Source organism: Mucilaginibacter sp. SMC90 (assembly GCF_022811725.1).
Lineage (GTDB): Bacteria > Bacteroidota > Bacteroidia > Sphingobacteriales > Sphingobacteriaceae > Mucilaginibacter.
In genome coordinates, this window is the sequence record NZ_CP094527.1 from 7,990,146 (window position 1) to 8,007,676 (window position 17,531).

15 protein-coding genes are annotated in these 17,531 nt (G+C 43.4%); 7 read left to right on the forward strand and 8 right to left on the reverse strand.

Annotation, left to right across the window (positions count from 1 at the left end; translation table 11 throughout):
* Positions 1-2: 2 nt before the first annotated feature.
* Entirely contained in the window at positions 3-470 is a 468-nt protein-coding gene (locus MTO98_RS33505) for a MarR family winged helix-turn-helix transcriptional regulator (protein WP_243484073.1), read from the reverse strand.
* Between the two features lie 181 nt (positions 471-651).
* Here MTO98_RS33505 and MTO98_RS33510 point away from each other — a divergent pair, with 181 nt between their 5' ends.
* The 3 genes from MTO98_RS33510 to MTO98_RS33520 all read left to right on the forward strand — a co-directional run bounded on the left by MTO98_RS33510 (position 652) and on the right by MTO98_RS33520 (position 5,684).
* Positions 652-2,406, forward strand: a complete 1,755-nt coding sequence (locus MTO98_RS33510) for a M61 family metallopeptidase (RefSeq protein WP_243484075.1) — start codon at positions 652-654, stop codon at positions 2,404-2,406.
* Positions 2,407-2,525: 119 nt separating this feature from the next.
* Positions 2,526-3,848 (forward strand): APC family permease, encoded by a 1,323-nt coding sequence (locus MTO98_RS33515; RefSeq protein ID WP_243484077.1) that lies wholly within the window; start codon positions 2,526-2,528, stop codon positions 3,846-3,848.
* Between the two features lie 189 nt (positions 3,849-4,037).
* Positions 4,038-5,684 carry a M28 family metallopeptidase gene (locus tag MTO98_RS33520; protein ID WP_243484079.1) on the forward strand — a complete coding sequence of 549 codons (1,647 nt, stop codon included), beginning with the start codon at positions 4,038-4,040 and terminating at the stop codon, positions 5,682-5,684.
* A gap of 199 nt (positions 5,685-5,883) precedes the next feature.
* Here the strand turns inward: MTO98_RS33520 and MTO98_RS33525 are convergent, their stop codons facing one another.
* The 3 genes from MTO98_RS33525 to MTO98_RS33535 all read right to left on the reverse strand — a co-directional run bounded on the left by MTO98_RS33525 (position 5,884) and on the right by MTO98_RS33535 (position 7,234).
* Positions 5,884-6,246 carry a TM2 domain-containing protein gene (locus MTO98_RS33525; protein ID WP_022830459.1) on the reverse strand — a complete coding sequence of 121 codons (363 nt, stop codon included), beginning with the start codon at positions 6,244-6,246 and terminating at the stop codon, positions 5,884-5,886.
* 276 nt (positions 6,247-6,522) lie between these two features.
* Positions 6,523-6,831 (reverse strand): DUF2752 domain-containing protein, encoded by a 309-nt coding sequence (locus MTO98_RS33530; RefSeq protein WP_243484081.1) that lies wholly within the window; start codon positions 6,829-6,831, stop codon positions 6,523-6,525.
* Positions 6,824-7,234, reverse strand: a complete 411-nt coding sequence (locus tag MTO98_RS33535) for a DUF4199 domain-containing protein (RefSeq protein WP_243484083.1) — start codon at positions 7,232-7,234, stop codon at positions 6,824-6,826. Before MTO98_RS33535 ends, MTO98_RS33530 begins: the two co-directional genes overlap by 8 nt.
* A gap of 157 nt (positions 7,235-7,391) precedes the next feature.
* Between MTO98_RS33535 and mfd the strand changes: the two genes are divergently transcribed.
* The gene (gene mfd / locus MTO98_RS33540; RefSeq protein ID WP_243484085.1) at positions 7,392-10,739 is read left to right on the forward strand and encodes a transcription-repair coupling factor; all 3,348 of its coding nucleotides are present in this window, start codon (positions 7,392-7,394) and stop codon (positions 10,737-10,739) included.
* Between the two features lie 186 nt (positions 10,740-10,925).
* Here the strand turns inward: mfd and MTO98_RS33545 are convergent, their stop codons facing one another.
* From MTO98_RS33545 to hpt, 3 genes are all read right to left on the reverse strand, one after another.
* Positions 10,926-11,648 (reverse strand): transposase, encoded by a 723-nt coding sequence (locus MTO98_RS33545; RefSeq protein ID WP_243484087.1) that lies wholly within the window; start codon positions 11,646-11,648, stop codon positions 10,926-10,928.
* 12 nt (positions 11,649-11,660) lie between these two features.
* On the reverse strand, positions 11,661-12,161 hold the full coding sequence (locus tag MTO98_RS33550) for a hypothetical protein (RefSeq protein WP_243484089.1): 501 nt from the start codon (positions 12,159-12,161) through the stop codon (positions 11,661-11,663).
* A 115-nt stretch (positions 12,162-12,276) separates the two neighbouring features.
* Positions 12,277-12,816: a hypoxanthine phosphoribosyltransferase gene (gene hpt / locus MTO98_RS33555; protein WP_243484091.1), complete on the reverse strand. Its 540-nt coding sequence runs from the start codon at positions 12,814-12,816 to the stop codon at positions 12,277-12,279.
* Between the two features lie 147 nt (positions 12,817-12,963).
* Between hpt and MTO98_RS33560 the strand changes: the two genes are divergently transcribed.
* From MTO98_RS33560 to MTO98_RS33570, 3 genes are all read left to right on the forward strand, one after another.
* Positions 12,964-14,193 carry a pitrilysin family protein gene (locus MTO98_RS33560; protein WP_243487966.1) on the forward strand — a complete coding sequence of 410 codons (1,230 nt, stop codon included), beginning with the start codon at positions 12,964-12,966 and terminating at the stop codon, positions 14,191-14,193.
* A 17-nt stretch (positions 14,194-14,210) separates the two neighbouring features.
* Complete coding sequence (gene def, locus MTO98_RS33565; RefSeq protein WP_243484092.1) at positions 14,211-14,783, forward strand: peptide deformylase; 573 nt, start codon at positions 14,211-14,213, stop codon at positions 14,781-14,783.
* 172 nt (positions 14,784-14,955) lie between these two features.
* Positions 14,956-15,840, forward strand: coding sequence for a sugar phosphate isomerase/epimerase (locus MTO98_RS33570; RefSeq protein WP_243484094.1), 885 nt, complete (start codon positions 14,956-14,958; stop codon positions 15,838-15,840).
* A 279-nt stretch (positions 15,841-16,119) separates the two neighbouring features.
* On the opposite strand, the gene MTO98_RS33575 is transcribed toward MTO98_RS33570, so the two are convergent.
* The gene (locus tag MTO98_RS33575; protein WP_243484097.1) at positions 16,120-17,487 is read right to left on the reverse strand and encodes an MFS transporter; all 1,368 of its coding nucleotides are present in this window, start codon (positions 17,485-17,487) and stop codon (positions 16,120-16,122) included.
* Positions 17,488-17,531 lie beyond the last annotated feature (44 nt).

Genomic DNA, 17,531 nt, shown 5'->3' on the forward strand with positions numbered 1-17,531 from the left:
GTTTAATCCGTGTGTGATTTAGCTTGTAGGGTTGTTTCGGGTGATATTAATGGGTTTAAATTGTTGTGCATTCGGGCAAGTACGCTTTCAAACACCTGCATATCGGCATCAGATATGCCTTCGGTGGTATCTGAATTAATATTTTCAAACGTTTCGACGATCTGGGGTACCGCCTGTTTTGCTTTATCGGTAACCCTGAGTAATTGCTGCCTCCTGTCGTTCGGGTTATTTTCGCGGTAAACAAAACCCTTTTCGGTAAGCAGGTTAATGATGCTCACCATGGCCGATTTATCCTTGCCCAGTATTTGCGCCAGCGCGTTCTGTGTAAGCTGACCGTCGTGAAAATAAATGAGCGAAAGTATGTAATGGTACCTGGTAACATCCAGGTGAGTGGTATGTTTCACCAGTACATCCAGATACAATTTACCTAAGCGGATCAGCTTGCGCGAAATAGGTTCAATCAGTTCCATTGATTTAAAATCGATGTAAAACTAACAGCATAATATTAACAATAGTTGCATGTATCAACCATTTTACAACCCTGTTTTGGGCACCATAACACCACATACATAACTGATTATATAATTTTTTTAAATTGCGGCCATGAAACTGACCAACCTACGCACGTTATTTTTTCTAACGCTTTTAATTATGAGTACTACCATCAGCAAGGCGGCCGCCAACGCTCAGATCATCTACAATGTTTCGTTTCCTGAAGCCCAGGCCCATTATGCTGATATTGAAATGCATATCACCGGCCTTCAGCAAAACACGCTTGAACTTAAAATGCCGGTATGGACACCCGGCTCATACCTGGTACGCGAGTTTGCTAAAAACATCGAATCGTTAAACGCCGAAACCAATGGCAAACCCATTGCAGCACCCAAGGTCAATAAAAACACCTGGCAAATTGTTACAAAAGGAATTTCGTCGGTAACGGTAAAATACAGGGTTTATGCATTTGAACTTTCTGTACGTACCAGCTTTATTGATGCATCACATGGCTTTCTGTCAACCAGCGGTATTTTCATTTACCCGGCAAGCATGCTGCATTCGCCGGCTATTATCCATATCAAACCTTACAAAAACTGGGATAAGGTTTCAACCAGTTTAGAGATGGTAAATAACGATCCTTTTACCCGCCTGTCGCCAAATTTTGATATCCTGTTTGATTCGCCTATTGAAGTGGGAAACCAGGATGTTTTTGGTTTTGATGCATCAGGGGTTCATTATGAAATTTGCATGTACGGCGGCGGTAACTATGATAAGGAAAAATTAACAGCCGATGTACATAAAATTGTGGATCAGGAAACGGCTGTTTTTGGCGAAAACCCCAATAAACACTATGTATTCATTGTACACAACCGCCAGCGTAACGGCGGTGGCCTTGAGCACCTGAGCTCAACAGTTTTAGGCGCATCACGTGATAATTATGCTAATGACAAAGGTTACCAAAGCTTTTTAGGCCTCGTGGCACACGAACATTTTCATTTGTGGAATGTAAAACGCCTGCGCCCCATTGTATTAGGTCCGTTTGATTATGACAATGAAAACTACACCACCAACCTATGGATAGCAGAGGGCTTTACTGAGTATTACCAGGGTATTATTGTTAGGCGCACGCAGTTGTTCCCGGTCGAAAATTACTTTGATGTTTTGGAAGGCGAATTTAACATACTTGAAAACCTGCCAGGCAAAGACGTTCAAACCGTAGCCGAATCAAGTTTCGACGCCTGGATCAAGGCTTACCGCCCTAATGAAAATTCAAACAATACCACCATATCATACTACAACAAAGGAGCTATTATTGGAATGATGCTCGATTTGGAGATCATCAACGACAGCAAAGGCAAATACTCCTTAGATGATGCAATGAAATACATGTACACCCAGTACTATAAAATTAAGAAACGCGGTTATACCGATGCTGAATTTAAAGCCGCCTTTGAAAAATTCGCGGGCAAAAAACTGGATGATTTTTATGCTAAATATATCAATGGCTTAACCCCTGTAGATTATAATAAATACTTAGGCTATGCCGGTTATAAAGTGGTTGATGAGCTGGCTGATAAAAATGATGCTGCTTTAGGTGTTACTACGGTAACAACCGCAGGCAAAAAAGTAATAGTAACCGGGGTACAGCGCGGCACATCAGCTTATATTGATGGCATTAACGTAAACGACGAGATCACCGCTATTGACGGCGCACCGGTTACAGATGCAGCTGCCATGATCAACGGCAAAAACCCGGGTGATAAAATCGAGGTAACCGTAACCCGCGACGGACAAGCAATGACCTTACCAGTTACTCTGTTAAAAAGCAACCGTGTTAAATACAATATTGTAACCATTGACGGCCCGACTGCGCAGCAATTGGCTGTAAGGAAAAAGTGGCTGAGCTTGTAAGAATTGTTTTTTTTATAGAAGAGGCCGGCTGCAAAGCGGGCCTTTCTTGTTTAATACCACATCTCGCCTCCTCAACAAAAAATTAAAATATTAACGCATAAATTATATTTTTATAGCTTATGCCCTCTGCAGCCTCATTAAAAAAAATACGCCCCATACAGCTTGTAGCTGTTATTTTCTTTACCGTATCCGGCGGCCCCTATGGCCTCGAACCGCTATTGAGTTATGCCGGTGATCATGGCTCATTGATCATCTTACTTATAACGCCGTTAATGTGGGATGTACCGGCCATTTTTACAGTACTTGAGCTTAACAGCATGATGCCCATAACCGGCGGCTATTACAGATGGGTGAAATACGCGCTTGGTACACATTGGGGCTTTATTGAAGGCTGGTGGACCTGGCTTTACACCTTTGTCGATCTTGCCATTTACCCCGTGCTGTTTGTGCAATATGCCGGATTCTTTTTCCCCGAATTGTTAAATTTTCAAATCCCGGTTTGTTTGGTGATCATCTGGGCATCGGCGGGGTTAAATATTTTAGGCATTATGCCAGTGGGCAGGGTTTCGGTATTTTTGAGTGCCGCAGTACTTGCTCCTATTGTATTATTGATAGCATTGGGCATTTATCATCACAGTGGGCCAATGCATATCCCCGCAACATCATTAAAAGGGATCACCTTTCCATCGTTTGGCATGGCCTTGTATACGGTAATGTGGAACTGCCTGGGCTGGGATAACGTAACAACTTATGCCGAAGAGGTTGAAAAACCTGTCCGCTCCTACCTTGTTTCTATTTTTACGGCTTTTGCCCTGGTTATGGTGGTGTACTTTTTTGCCATTTGGGTTGCCCAACAATCGGGCATTAATCATGATACCTTAACCGAAAACGGCTTCCCCGCGTTAGGAGTGTTGATTGGCGGGCACTGGCTGGGTATTGTTGTTGCAGCGGGAGGCATGGCCAGCACGCTGGGGATCTATACAGCCGTATTGCTATCGGTATCGCGCGTGCCGCAGGTAATGGCTGAAGACAACCTGCTCCCTAAAGGTGTTAACAGGCTGCATCCCCGTTTCAAAACACCATTTGTTTCCATCATTATATGCTCTATCGTGGTAAGCTTTATGGTACTGTGGACCTTTGCCGATCTGCTCATTATTGATGTAACCGTTTACGGTGCCGGACTTTCATTAGAGTATATTGCCCTTGTAAAACTCCGGATCAAAGAACCAATGAAAGAACGCCCATTTCGCATTCCGCTTAGTGTTACCGGGCTATGTTTTGTTTTGTTGCTGCCATTTATTGTTTACTGTGTTGCGCTTGGGGGCGCTTTGAGTTCTACACCAAAAGCACTTTCGGCGGCTATTTTTGCCTTGGTCGCGCTATCAAGTGCAGAAGTAGCATGGCAATTGATCAAGCTCAGCAAACCGGAATTGAAGCAATGAGTATACACGAATTATAATGGCTACCTAATACAATTAGTTCGAATTTCACAAATCGTGACGCAGAAAGAAAATCCATGTAATTCGGTTAATTCGGAAAAATTTGCGTCAAAAATTTCTTCCTTGCATCGCCGATTGGATAATTGCCGGGGATTTGTGTAAATTCGGTTCTTTCGCAAAATTTCTATCAATATGAAAATCAAATACCGATACTTAATGTTTATTGGTGGCCTTGCTATTTTTGCAGGCTGCCAGAATAATAAAAGTGTACCCGCCGAAAAGGCTGTTACCGCTGCCGAAATAAAGAAATACATTTCGGCTTTGGCTAATGATTCGATGATGGGCCGTAAGCCCTTCACTGCCGGCGAAGACAAGGCTATCAAATATATTTCGGAACAATTTAAACAGGCCGGGCTTGAGCCGGGCAATAACGGCAGCTATTTTCAGGATGTGCCTATGGTGCAGATCACCAGTACGCCCTCTCCGGTAATGGAGATTTCTGGCGGTAAAACACCGATCAGCCTCCATGCCAATACCGACTTCGTTACATTCAGCCGCCGTGAGGTAGATTCGGTGACACTTAAAAACTCGCCGCTGATTTTTGCGGGATATGGGGTTGTTGCTCCCGAATACCACTGGAATGATTATGCCGGTCTTGATGTGAAGGGCAAAACAGTTGTTGTGCTGGTAAATGATCCCGGGTTTAAAAATGGCGATCCAACCTTTTTTAAAGGCGATACCATGACTTACTATGGCCGATGGACTTATAAATACGAGGAAGCTGCCCGCCAGGGTGCTGCAGGGGTATTGATCATCCATCAAAAAGAACCAGCCAGTTATGGATGGGAAGTTGTGGCCAACAGCAATACCGGCGCCAAACTGTATCTGCAGCAAAAAGATAAGCATATAAACCGGTGTAAAGTTGAGGGCTGGATCACCGAAGATATGGGCAAAAAGCTGTTAGCCGAAGCTGGCATAACCGGCGATTTCCGCGCACTGGCCCGCAAAAAGGACTTTAAGGCCATCCCGCTTAAACAATCGGTTAATTTAACCATCAATAATCAATTAAAATATTCAACATCTCACAATGTTATCGGTACGCTCAAAGGCAGTTCACAGGCCGGCGAATACGTATTATACACAGCTCATTGGGACCACCTTGGTATTGGCAAGCCCGACGCTAAAGGCGATAGTATCTATAACGGAGCCGTTGATAATGCTGACGGTGTTGCTGCTATCATAAGCGTAGCTAAAGCATTCAGCAAGGCTAAAGAAAAACCAAAGCGCTCTATTGTATTTTTAGCCGTTACCGCCGAAGAACAGGGTTTACTGGGTTCTGAATATTATGCTACCCATCCTATTTACCCGGTTAACAAAACCGTTGCCGATCTGAATATGGACGCCCTTGGCGATTATGGTGAAACTAAAGACATTGCTGTAACAGGCAAAGGCCAAAACGAACTGGAAGACTACGTTGATGAAATAGTTAAAGCACAAGGCCTTAGCACCGTTGGCGACAGGCATCCCGGCTCGGGCAGCTACTACCGGTCAGACCATTTTAATTTTGCCAAGGTTGGCATCCCGGCCCTTGATATCAACAATGGCAGCATCAGCGTGATCCATGACGGCAATTACGGTGAGGCCAAACAAAAAGATTATGGCGACAACCGCTATCACCAACAAGCCGATAATTATACCGATACCATGGATGCCACGGGCATGGCACAAATAGCTAACATTCTTTATGAGGTTGGCACTAAGCTGAGTAACGAAACAGCCTTCCCCGGATGGAAAAACGGTTCGGAATTTAAAGCGATAAGAGATAAATCTATGAAGTAAGGCAACTCAGCCATGTCATTGCGCGCTACGAAGCGTGGCAACCGCACGGAAGCATAGCCGCCCTGCATAGTATGCGATTGCTTCGTCGTTCCTCCTTGCAATGACATGTTTTTTTGACTCTTTTACCATAAAAAAATCCACCTCGTAACAGAAGGTGGATTTTTTATTGATATATAGTGAAACTAACCCTTAAAGGGATTTAGTTGCTCATTTTAGCGATATTGAAACTTTCATAAGCCATTTGCCTGTTATAGTCGTTGGCGATTGTTTTGTAGTTGATCAGGTCGACAATGGTGCCGATAAAACAGAAACCTGCTGTGAAAAAATACAGGATACCCATACCAATCTGATCGGTCATGAAACGCTGCACACCTGATACACCAAGAAAACCGGCCAGCGTAGCAAACATGATGTCTTGAGGGTTGCGTCTTTTGCTGGCATAAAATGACATAAAAGTACGTGCCTGATTTTCTGTTAATGAGGCGGTAGCCTGTTGCAGAAATGTATATTCTTCGGGAGTGATACCGTCGAAAGACATATATGGATTTTGATAAGTGTTCATCTCAGTAAGTTTTAAAGTTTGCGATTGTTTTATGATATAAAGGTACAGCCATGACGCTAAAACGCCTACGGGAGATAGGTTAGCGGAGATAAGTTATCGGTGAAATGATGGGTTTTGGCGGTGAAAAGGAGAACCCTTTTTTTGTACGCCCGTCATTGCGAGGCACGAAGCAATCCCCTAAATACAGATCGGCTATGCAGGTCTCCCTGTAAAGTTCGCGATTGCTTCGTACCTCGCAATGACGATATTAGAGAAATTATAGAAGATTTAGGAAAATCACACAACTCCCTTAAACTGGCTTCGCTCCATCAATCTTGCCTTGGTAAGCACATAAATCCGGTTAAAGATCACGGCTACGGCGGGGATGCCAAGCCAGTGGGCACGGAACGAATTGCTGATGTCGCCGTGAAAAAGATAAACAATACTGTGCCCTAAACCACAGCCAGGGCACCAGCCTATGCCCATTAGTTTAAGCGGGCACAGGGTAAAATGCGATGCCTCGGTTGGCGAGGTCATTGCTAACGAAAGCATCGCAGCTGTCCAGAACAATAGTTCAAAATATTTTGAAAAATAACGCCTAATCAAGTTTGTTTGATTTGTTAGTGAATAATAATGATACCGCGAAGGCGAGCAGTACCCCAACTATCAATGCGCCAAAAATCCGCTCAGAAAAATCCTTTATATTATCGCCAGACGATGATATGTAGCTGATATAAAGTATTGAACCGAAAACGGCTATGATGCCGCCTACAATTAATATTTTAAAGCTTTGAAAAAGGGCCTCCAAAAACCCCATCTGGCCTTTACATTCATCTTTTCGATAACTCATGATACCGAAAAAAAGACCGACGGCCGGTATAATAAATGAAAAGTATTCGGCTGGGGATACTACGTCTTTTTGCGGCATAACACCGAATTTTGGCATGGCAAAAACCCATAGTAAACTTAGTACGCCGATGATTCCCCCGAATAAAACTGCATTCTTCATGTTTATAAATTTAAGTTGAGTTTATAAGTCTGCTTATGCCTGTTTACATGCATAAATTTATCATTTAAAAGTAAATTAGCTGCTATATTGTTTGCATTAATTTTAGCCATATGCTTTTTTAATTGGGTTTTCCTTTTTTGTTTATCTTTGCCGCAATTTGAACATCCGCGATATATTAGACAGATACAAGGCTGATGACCGGATCAAAGCGTTGGCTACCGCGCTTAACGCGTCAAAAAATCCAAGGGTACAGCTACGTGGTTTGGTGGGATCAAGTGATTCGGCCATGGCGGTAGCATTGTATTTTTTGCAGCATAAGCACATGGTGTTTGTATTGCCCGATCGCGAAGAAGCAGGCTATTTCCAGGCCGACCTGGAAAACCTTACCGGTAAAGAAGCCCTGCTATTCCCTTCATCATACCGTAAACCGTTTGAATTTACCCAGCCCGATAGCAGCAATGTGCTTGCCCGTGCCGAAGTTTTAAACGAGCTTAACCACAGTACCGAATATGGGCAGCTGATTGTTACCTATCCCGAGGCCCTGGCCGAAAAGGTAATTGACCGTTCGTCGCTCGAAAAAAACACCCTCGAAATAGCAGTTGGCAATAAACTCAGCATTGATTTTATCAACGAGTTTTTGATAGAATATGATTTTGAGCGCGTTGACTTCGTTTATGAGCCGGGACAATTTTCAATTCGTGGTGGTATTGTTGATATTTTTTCGTTTTCGCATATGCTCCCTTACCGGGTGGAGTTTTTCGGAGACTTTATCGAGTCTATCCGCACATTTGAAATCGAGAGCCAGCTCTCTGTCGAGCATGTTAAAAGCATCACCATTGTACCCAATGTGCAATCTAAATTTTTAACGGAAAACAACATTTCCCTGCTTGAATATGTTGAACCCGGCACACAGGTATGGATCAAGGATGTTCAGTTTACGCTGGATATCATCCAAACCGGCTATAAAAAAGCGGTAAACCTGTGGAAAGCACTCTCCGCCGACGAAAAAGCGCAAAACCCCGATTGGATAGATCCTAAATTTGGCTTTACCGACGAAAAACTGATCGGCGATCAGCTGCATGATTTCCCGGTAGTAGAATTTGGCAAGCAGTTTTTTTACCATGATGCTACCGCTATCAATTTTGATATGCGCCCGCAGCCATCGTTCAATAAAGATTTTACGCTGCTTATCCACAACTTTAAAAACAACGAAGCCGAAAAGATCGAGAATTTCATCTTTACCGATTCGGCAAAACAGGTGGAGCGGTTATACGCTATTTTGGATGATCTGGATAAAACGGTAAAATTTACACCGATAAGCATCTCCGTACGCGAGGGCTTTATTGACCAGGAACAAAAAATAGCCTGCTACACCGATCACCAGATATTTGACCGCTACTACAAATACAAAACCCGTAAGGGCTACCAGCGCTCTCAGGCCATTACCCTTAAAGAACTGCGTGACCTTAAGCCCGGCGACTATGTTACCCATATTGACCATGGCATAGGCAAATATGCCGGCCTGGAAAAGGTTGACGTAAATGGCAAACAACAGGAAATGATCAGGCTTATTTATGCCGATAACGACCTGCTGTATGTGAACATCAACTCGCTTAACCGCATCTCCAAATTCAGCGGTAAAGAAGGCTCAGTTCCCAAAATGAATAAGCTGGGTACCGATACCTGGGAACGCCTAAAGAAAACAACAAAAAAAAAAGTTAAGGACATAGCCCGCGATCTGATCAAGCTATATGCGGTCCGTAAAGCTCAGCACGGCAATGCCTTTTCGCCCGATAGTTACCTGCAAACCGAGCTGGAAGCATCTTTTTTGTATGAGGATACGCCCGACCAGGAAAAAGCCACGGCAGACTTCAAAAGGGATATGGAATCGCCCCACCCTATGGACCGCCTCATTTGCGGTGATGTGGGGTTTGGCAAAACCGAAGTGGCCGTTCGCGCGGCATTTAAGGCCGTTGCGGATAGCAAGCAGGTAGCCATACTGGTACCAACTACCATTTTAGCAGCTCAGCATTATAAAACCTTCACAGACAGGCTTAAGGGCTTCCCTGCCAATATTGATTATGTTAACCGCTTTAAATCAACCAGGCAGATCAAGGACACGCTTGAGAAACTAAAGGAAGGCAAGGTTGATATCATCATCGGCACCCACCGCTTAGTGAGCAAGGATGTGAAGTTTAAAGATCTTGGGCTGATGATCATTGACGAAGAGCAAAAATTTGGTGTATCAACCAAAGAGAAGCTTAAGCAGATGCGTGCCAATGTAGATACGCTTACCTTAACAGCCACTCCTATCCCGCGTACGCTCCATTTTTCATTGATGGGCGCACGTGACCTTTCTATCATATCAACACCACCGCCAAACCGCCAGCCGGTTGTTACCGAACTGCACGTGTTTAACGATAAGCTCATTAAAGAGGCCGTTGAATTTGAAATTGACCGCGGCGGGCAGATCTTCTTTATCCACAACCGTGTAGCCGACCTGCCCCAACTGGGCGGTATGATCCGCAAGCTGGTACCTAAAGCCCGTATTGGCATTGCCCATGGGCAACTGGAAGGCGACGACCTGGAAGACGTGATGCTCAAATTTGTGAACCACGAGTATGATGTATTAGTGGCTACAACCATTATTGAGGCCGGGTTGGACATTCCTAACGCCAATACCATCATCATCAACTACGCCCACATGTTTGGCCTGAGCGATCTGCACCAGATGCGTGGCCGCGTGGGCAGGAGTAATAAAAAGGCATATTGTTATTTGTTAAGTCCGCCGTTGTCAACACTCACCAGCGAAGCCCGAAAACGCCTGAGCGCTATTGAGGAGTTCAGCGACCTGGGCAGCGGTTTTAACGTAGCTATGCGCGATCTCGACATCCGCGGCAGCGGTAACCTGCTTGGCGCCGAGCAGAGTGGTTTCATTGCCGAAATAGGCTTTGAAATGTACCACAAGATCCTCGACGAAGCCATACAGGAACTTAAGGAAGATGAGTTTAAAGGTGTATTCCCTGAGGATAAACCCCGTCCGTATATCTCTTTTACCCAAATTGATACGGACCTGGAAATCCTTATTCCCGATGAATACGTAACCAATCTTTCCGAGCGGTATAACCTGTATACCGAGCTTTCTAAATTGGAAAACGAGGTAGAGTTACAGGCATTTCAGCAAAAACTGCATGATCGTTTCGGCCCGGTGCCGGCACAGGTTGATGGTTTGCTCAACACCTTACGCCTGCAATGGCTGGGCAAAGCAATCGGTTTTGAAAAGATCTCGCTTAAGAAAAACGTGTTGAGAGGTTATTTTATCACCAATCAACAATCAAGCTACTTCGAAACCGAGGCTTTCCGCAATGTGCTCGATTTTGTGAAGAATAATCCAAGGCGCACTAATTTAAAAGAAGTTAAAAACACACTTCGTTTGGGTATTGAGGGGATTGATAGCGTTGATGAAGCTGTGAGGATGCTGAGCGAAGTGGCGGGGATAGGGTAGATCTAATAATTTATTTTCTCTCCCCAGTTGCCGTGTCCCCACGGCAACATATGCATCCGATAAAACGTCGGTGAAAAAAGTTGGCGTGAGGACACGCCAACTGCGGAGAAATGAAAATGAGGTTTGTGAGACACAAACCTCAGAAAATAACATCCATGTTGCCGTGTCCCCACGGCAACACACAAGTTACATCACGTCCATATAATGCGTTAACCAATCAAACTTTTTATCCTCCTGCTCATAAAATGAACACGATAAAAAATAATAATTATTGGGATCATCGGTTAAATTCCAATGTGATTGTAGGGGGTTGAGATGAATATAATCCAACTTTTGTTCTAACATTTTTCGATCGAGTATTTTTATCGGTAACGAATTAGTTTGCCAAAACAAGTAATTTCTATTCCTCAAATCTGTTTTGAACTTTGCCAGCAACGGCTCATCTGTTGTCCGCAATTCGTCTAAAAACTTATGTCCGGTAAACTTCATAAAGCTGGCGAAAGGCTTTTCCTTACCATTCATTTTTGATCCCGACCAAATGAGGTGAATGTGATTGGGCATAATTACAAAACCATAAATCCCTATTTTTTTCTGCTTAACAAGATGGATCAGGCTGTTTAAAACAATGTGTTTAAATTTATCAGCCTGAAGCAAGGGGGTCCAGTTGTTAATTGTAGCGGTATAAAAATAGATCTCATCAAACTCCATTAAATAAACATAGCAAGAATTGGGGAATAATTGCATGTCCTGCATGTTGCCGTGTCTCCACGGCAACGGGGATGATTTTGTATTGCGCGACCAGAATAGCGATTTAAACAGAAAAGCTACCGGATTAATCCGGTAGCTTTTCTGTTTAAATCGAATCCTTCCTTCCCGTTGCCGTGTCCTCACGGCAACGTATCGAATCATTAACTAATCAAATTAATAAACCGCTGTACTATAAGTAAGCGTTTGCCCGGCTTCTAAAAACAAATTTGGCGCGTGTGTTTTGTCCGAATCATTGATAACGCCATCGCCATTGGTATCCTTAAACTTCACTGAACCTATTGTTGCAGCTGGCGTTTGTGTAGGGCTGCTGTCAATTTCTGATTGCGTTTTAAATATGCCTATCGGGATCAGGCCGTTATAGTAACTTTTGCGGGATCCGTTTTCAGCAACAACATAATACCCTCCTATGTAGGCAACTGATGCCGTGGCTTTTCCTGATGCATCTGCAGTAAGTGTATATGACGGAGCTTCACCTGTATTGGGCTTATTTACATCGTCATACAGCTTTACCGTTGCACCTGCCGAAGCAGCGCCGGTTAAGCCATCGGTTACAGTAATATCTACGGTAGAAGTAAGTGGCGGCTTTTTATCACATGATGAAAACAAGAACGATGCTGCCACACAGCCAGATAAAAGTAAAGATGTATATTTCATAAACCCTAAAACGAAGCAGCTGCGCTATTGTTTTAATTGGCTGTTAAAAAATTTACTCGCAACGCCTTATAAACCAACCTTAACGGCCGATATTTAATGAAGGCAATATTGCTATTTATCCTACTTTTTTATAGATATCTGCCAGGTTGCGGCCCATTTCTTTATAATCCAGACCATATCCTACTACAAACTCATTTTCAATTTCAAAGCCTACGTATTTAAGCTCTTCTATCTTTTTTTGCAAAGCGGCAGGCTTCAGCAATAGCGAGCATAATTTCAATGAAGCCGGTTCTCGTTCTTTGAGTTTTTCAATCAGGTAATGGGCCGTATTACCGGTATCAACAATATCTTCAATGATAAGTACATCACGGCCTTTTATATCAACTATTAAATCGATATCCTCGCGTATTTTTAACGTACTGGTTGTACCGCCATAATACGAGGCCAATTTGGTGAAGCCGATTTCGCAGGGGATGCTTACCTGTTTGATCAGGTCGGCAGTAAAAAGAAAGCTGCCGTTAAGTACGCCTACCACCACCGGAATGGTGTCTTTAAAATCTTCACTTATTTGTGCGCCAATAGCTTTTACGCGTTCTTCAATCTGTTGGGCAGTTATCAATACTTCAAATCCGAGGTCGGCAATTTGTTTTTTCATTAGGGGTCAGGTGCTTATGTGTGCCTAAAGCATCTAAATACTTTTAACAGTAGATACATTTGGCCTTAAACGCCTAAAATACTATAAATCACTTACAATAACATGAAAAATAATTGTGACATATAAGCTTATCTTTGCAGCCGAATGATTGACTATCAACTTTATACTTTGCCCAATGGCATTCGTATCCTTTACAAGCACTGGCCATCAGCAATAACACATTGCTGCTTTATTGTTAACGCAGGCTCACGCGATGAAACTCCAGGCCAGGAAGGCCTTGCACATTTTATTGAGCACCTGTTATTTAAAGAAACCGAACGCCGTAACACCAACCAGATCCTGAACAGGCTTGAGCTTGTTGGTGCCGATTTGAATGCCTATACCACCAAAGAATATACCTGCATCCACGCATCACTGCTTAATCAGCACCTTGACCGTACCATGGATCTTTTTGAGGATATTCTGTTTCACTCTACATTTCCGGATGATGAGCAGGAAAAAGAACGCGGTGTTATTTTAGATGAAATAGCATCCTATCTTGACCAGCCCGAGGAGGCCATACAGGATGATTTTGAGGAACTGCTATTCAAGGGGCACCCTATGGGCCAAAACATTTTAGGAACGCCCGAAACGGTTGGCAGGCTTAACGGCGATGACATCCGCCGGTTTATTGCAGCAAATTACAATACAACCGAAATGATATTTGCCGTACATGGCAATTACGATTTCAAAAAATTGGTTGCGATGTCCGAAAAATATTTCGGACACGTCCCTTTCAACCAGCTTCAAAAAAAGCGGATAAAACCCGAACTAATTACGGGCGGTATCCATCTTGTTAATAAGCCCATTTCACAAACACATTGCATTATAGGCACGCAGGCTTATCCATCAGGGCATGAGCATAAATGGGGGTTATTGTTACTTAATAACCTGCTGGGTGGCGTTGGCATGAGCAGCCGGTTAAACCTCGAGATCAGGGAAAAACATGGTATAGCATACACTGTCGAATCAAACTACACCCCCTTAACAGATACCGGCATTTTTTCCATATACTTTGGTACCGATGCAGAGAAAGCAAACAAGGCTTCAAAGCTGGTTCATAAAGAATTAAAAAAGCTGCGTGACCAAAAGCTTGGGACATTGCAACTACACCAGGCACAGCAAAAATTTATCGGGCAGATAGCATTGGCCGAAGAGAACCGCATGAGCCTCATTATTGCCATGGCCAAAAGCATGGTTGACTTTAACCGTATTGACACCCTTGAAGAGATCTTTGCTAAAATTAACCAGGTAAGCGCCGAACAATTATTGGAGATCAGCAATGAAATTTTTGATAATAACCGCTTGATCACTTTGCTATTTGAGCCTAAGCAATAATCCTTTATTTTTGCAAGATGAAGTACCCTATCATTGCCTACGGTGATCCTGTTTTAAGAAAGAAAGCTACGGCCATTGAGCCCGACGAATATCCCCATATAAAAGAACTGGTTGACAATATGTTTGAAACCATGTATGCCGCCAGGGGTGTTGGTTTGGCCGCTCCGCAGGTGGGCATGTCAATGCGTTTATTTGTAATTGACGCCACGCCTTTTGATGACGACGAACCGGAACTGAAGGATTTCAAAAAGGCATTTATCAATGCTACCATTTTGGAGGAAACCGGCGAAGAATGGGGCTTTAACGAAGGCTGCCTGAGCATTCCCGACATTCGCGAGGATGTATACCGCAAACCCGTTGTACGTTTGTCATATTATGATGCCGACTGGAAGCACCATGAAGAAACTTTTAAGGGTATGGCAGCACGCGTTATCCAGCATGAATATGACCATATTGAAGGCAAGTTATTTACCGATAAGCTAAGCCCGCTGCGCAAACGCCTTATTGAAAAAAAGCTTAACGATATTTCAAAAGGCATGGTTGATGTAGACTATAAAATGAAGTTCCCCAATGTTAAAAAAGGACGATAATTTTCTATAAAGAACAAACAAGGCCGCAGAATTGCGGCCTTGTTTGTTTAACACCAATCCGTTTGTATCATTTTTATGAGGATCTGCAATTAAACCAATCAATGTTATTTGGGTCTTTGAATTGGCATTTTTAATGTGTTATATTTACACAACCAATCAAAAAACATAACCAATGACTACCAGACGCTCATTCCTAAAAACTTCGGCGCTGCTTTCAGCAGGCTTGTTGGCAGCTCCTAATTTGTTTGCCTATGATAAAAAATACATCGGCTTACAATTATATACTGTACGTGATGCCATGGCAGCCGATCCGGCTGCAGCCTTAGCCAAAGTTGCCGGTTTAGGCTATACTTCGGTTGAAGGTGCTACTTACACCGGCACCGAATTGTTTTACGGAAAAAGCCCGACAGATTTTGCTGCGCTGTTAAAACAAAACGGCCTCATTATGCCAAGTGCACATTATCGTTTAGGTGAGGAGCTTGTAAACGGCGAGCACCAGAAAGGTACCATCATGAACGACTGGAAAAAAGCAGTTGATGATGCTGCCGCAGCCGGGGTTAAATACATGGTATGCGCATACCTTTCGCAGTCAGAGCGCGGTGATCTTGATCACTATAAAAAAATAGCCAACATGCTTGACGTTGCCGGCGAAACCTGTAAAGGTGCAGGTATCCAGCTTTGCTACCATAACCACGATTTTGAATTTATACAAGAGAACGGCAAATACCCATACGAGATTTTGCTTGATAGCACTGATAAAAATCTTGTAAAAATGGAAATGGACCTTTACTGGGTAACCAAAGCCAACCAAGACCCTATTGCGCTGATCAACAAGCATCCGGGCCGCTTCCCGTTGTGGCATGTTAAGGACATGGATAAAACACCTGAAAAGAAATTTACTGAAGTTGGCAACGGTGTTATCGACTTTAAAAAGATCTTCACTCAGGCAAAAAAATCAGGACTTCAATATTTCTTTGTGGAACAGGATGTTTGCCCCGGCGATCCTTTTAACAGCATTAGCCAAAGTATCAGCTACATTAAAAAGAACCTTGTGTAATATTGCTTTTACACACATAATTAAAGGCCTGTATTTAAAACAAAATACGGGCCTTTTTATTTTATAAACATAATCAATGCATAGTATTCAACGTTAAGGAAAAATGAGCCCATCTACCATCAAATACCTCATAGCCATTTTACTGGCATCTTTCCTTTTTGCCTGCGCTGCCGAAGCTCAAACAGGCAAGCAAGTGGTTATGGGCAATAAAATATACCGGTAATTGCTGCGGCGGTCAGCATGCCGCTTGCGCTATTAGCTTTTTCAGGGTTTCAAAACTCAATGGTGGATAATTTTTCTTTTGGCACCACCCCTCCCTTCTCTGAACCGGCTAAAGAAAACAATAGCCAGCAAGCACAGCACGCAACCGCAAATACCATTCAGGCGCAGCCCATAATCATTCCCCGGGTCTTTACCATAAATGGTTAAAAATGCAAACAAAGCAATCCCTAATGTTTGTCCAAGCTTTACAAACAGGTATTTAACCGCAAAAAACATTCCCTCACGGTTTTCTCCAGTACGTTTAGCATCATTTTGCGCTATTTCAGCGAGTATGGCATTGGGCAGGATGCCCAATGATGCCAGTGGAAACGAGGCGCTGATAACCAGTGTATAGATCTGAGCCTGCGGTGTAAGCGGAAGTTTGCCCAGGAAAAATATCGCTACAAAGATCAAGCTCAGCAGCCCGAACGAAAAAAGCACAATTGGCTTTTTACCGATCTTAAGCGACAGGTAGTTAACCAGCGGATAAAACAGCAGCGATACCAGTACCATGGTGGCCATAAGTTCGCCGCCCATTGATTCGGGCAGGTTTAATAGCGATTTCAAGAAAAACAATAAACCGCTTGATATGATGCTTAATGCCATGTAGTACGAAAAATCAGATATGAGGTAATATTTGAAATTACGGTTCTGAAAGGTTTTTTGAATGGCAGGAAATAATGACAAATGCGATGGGTGGCCATTGGAATAACGCTTTTCATCAATCGTAAACACAGGCACCAGCATTACAAGCCCTGCAAATACCGCCAGCCCCCAAATGGTATATTGCACGGCAGTTTCACGATTGGTGATGCCGGCAAAGCGCTCAACCCAGTCGGCAAAGTTGTTGACCATTGCCGACAGGATGATCCCAATCACAAAGCCCACCTGTTGTAATGACGAAAGTTTAACCCGCTCACGCCCGGTACGGGTAAGCTCAGGCAACAATGCATTGTAGGGGATAATATAGGCCGTAGCGCCCATAAAAAAGCAAACGAGCGTGAAGATAAGCCAGTATGCATTATGAATGCTTTCAACCTTTAACATTGGGCAAAAGGTTAACCCGCAAAATAAAACAGCCGGCAATACCGCCCATTGCATAAAAGGGATACGCCGCCCGCGCCGGCTTTCGCTTTTATCGCTTAATGATGCTATAAAAGGATCAAAAAAGGCATCAACCAATCGGCCTGATGCAGTAATTACCGACATGATATTAAACAGGCCAAAAAGCAATAACTGAGGTACCAGCGGGGTAAGCCCTGCATTATTTGGCGGCAGGTAAAAGTAAGGCAGCATCACGATGATAATATTGGTCATGATGCTCCACCCTATCATTCCACAGGCATAAGCAAGCTGTTTGGAAAGTGGTAGTTTATCGGCCGGCATTTAATGCAATATGCAAATATTACATCACAAATGCAGCCGCATCA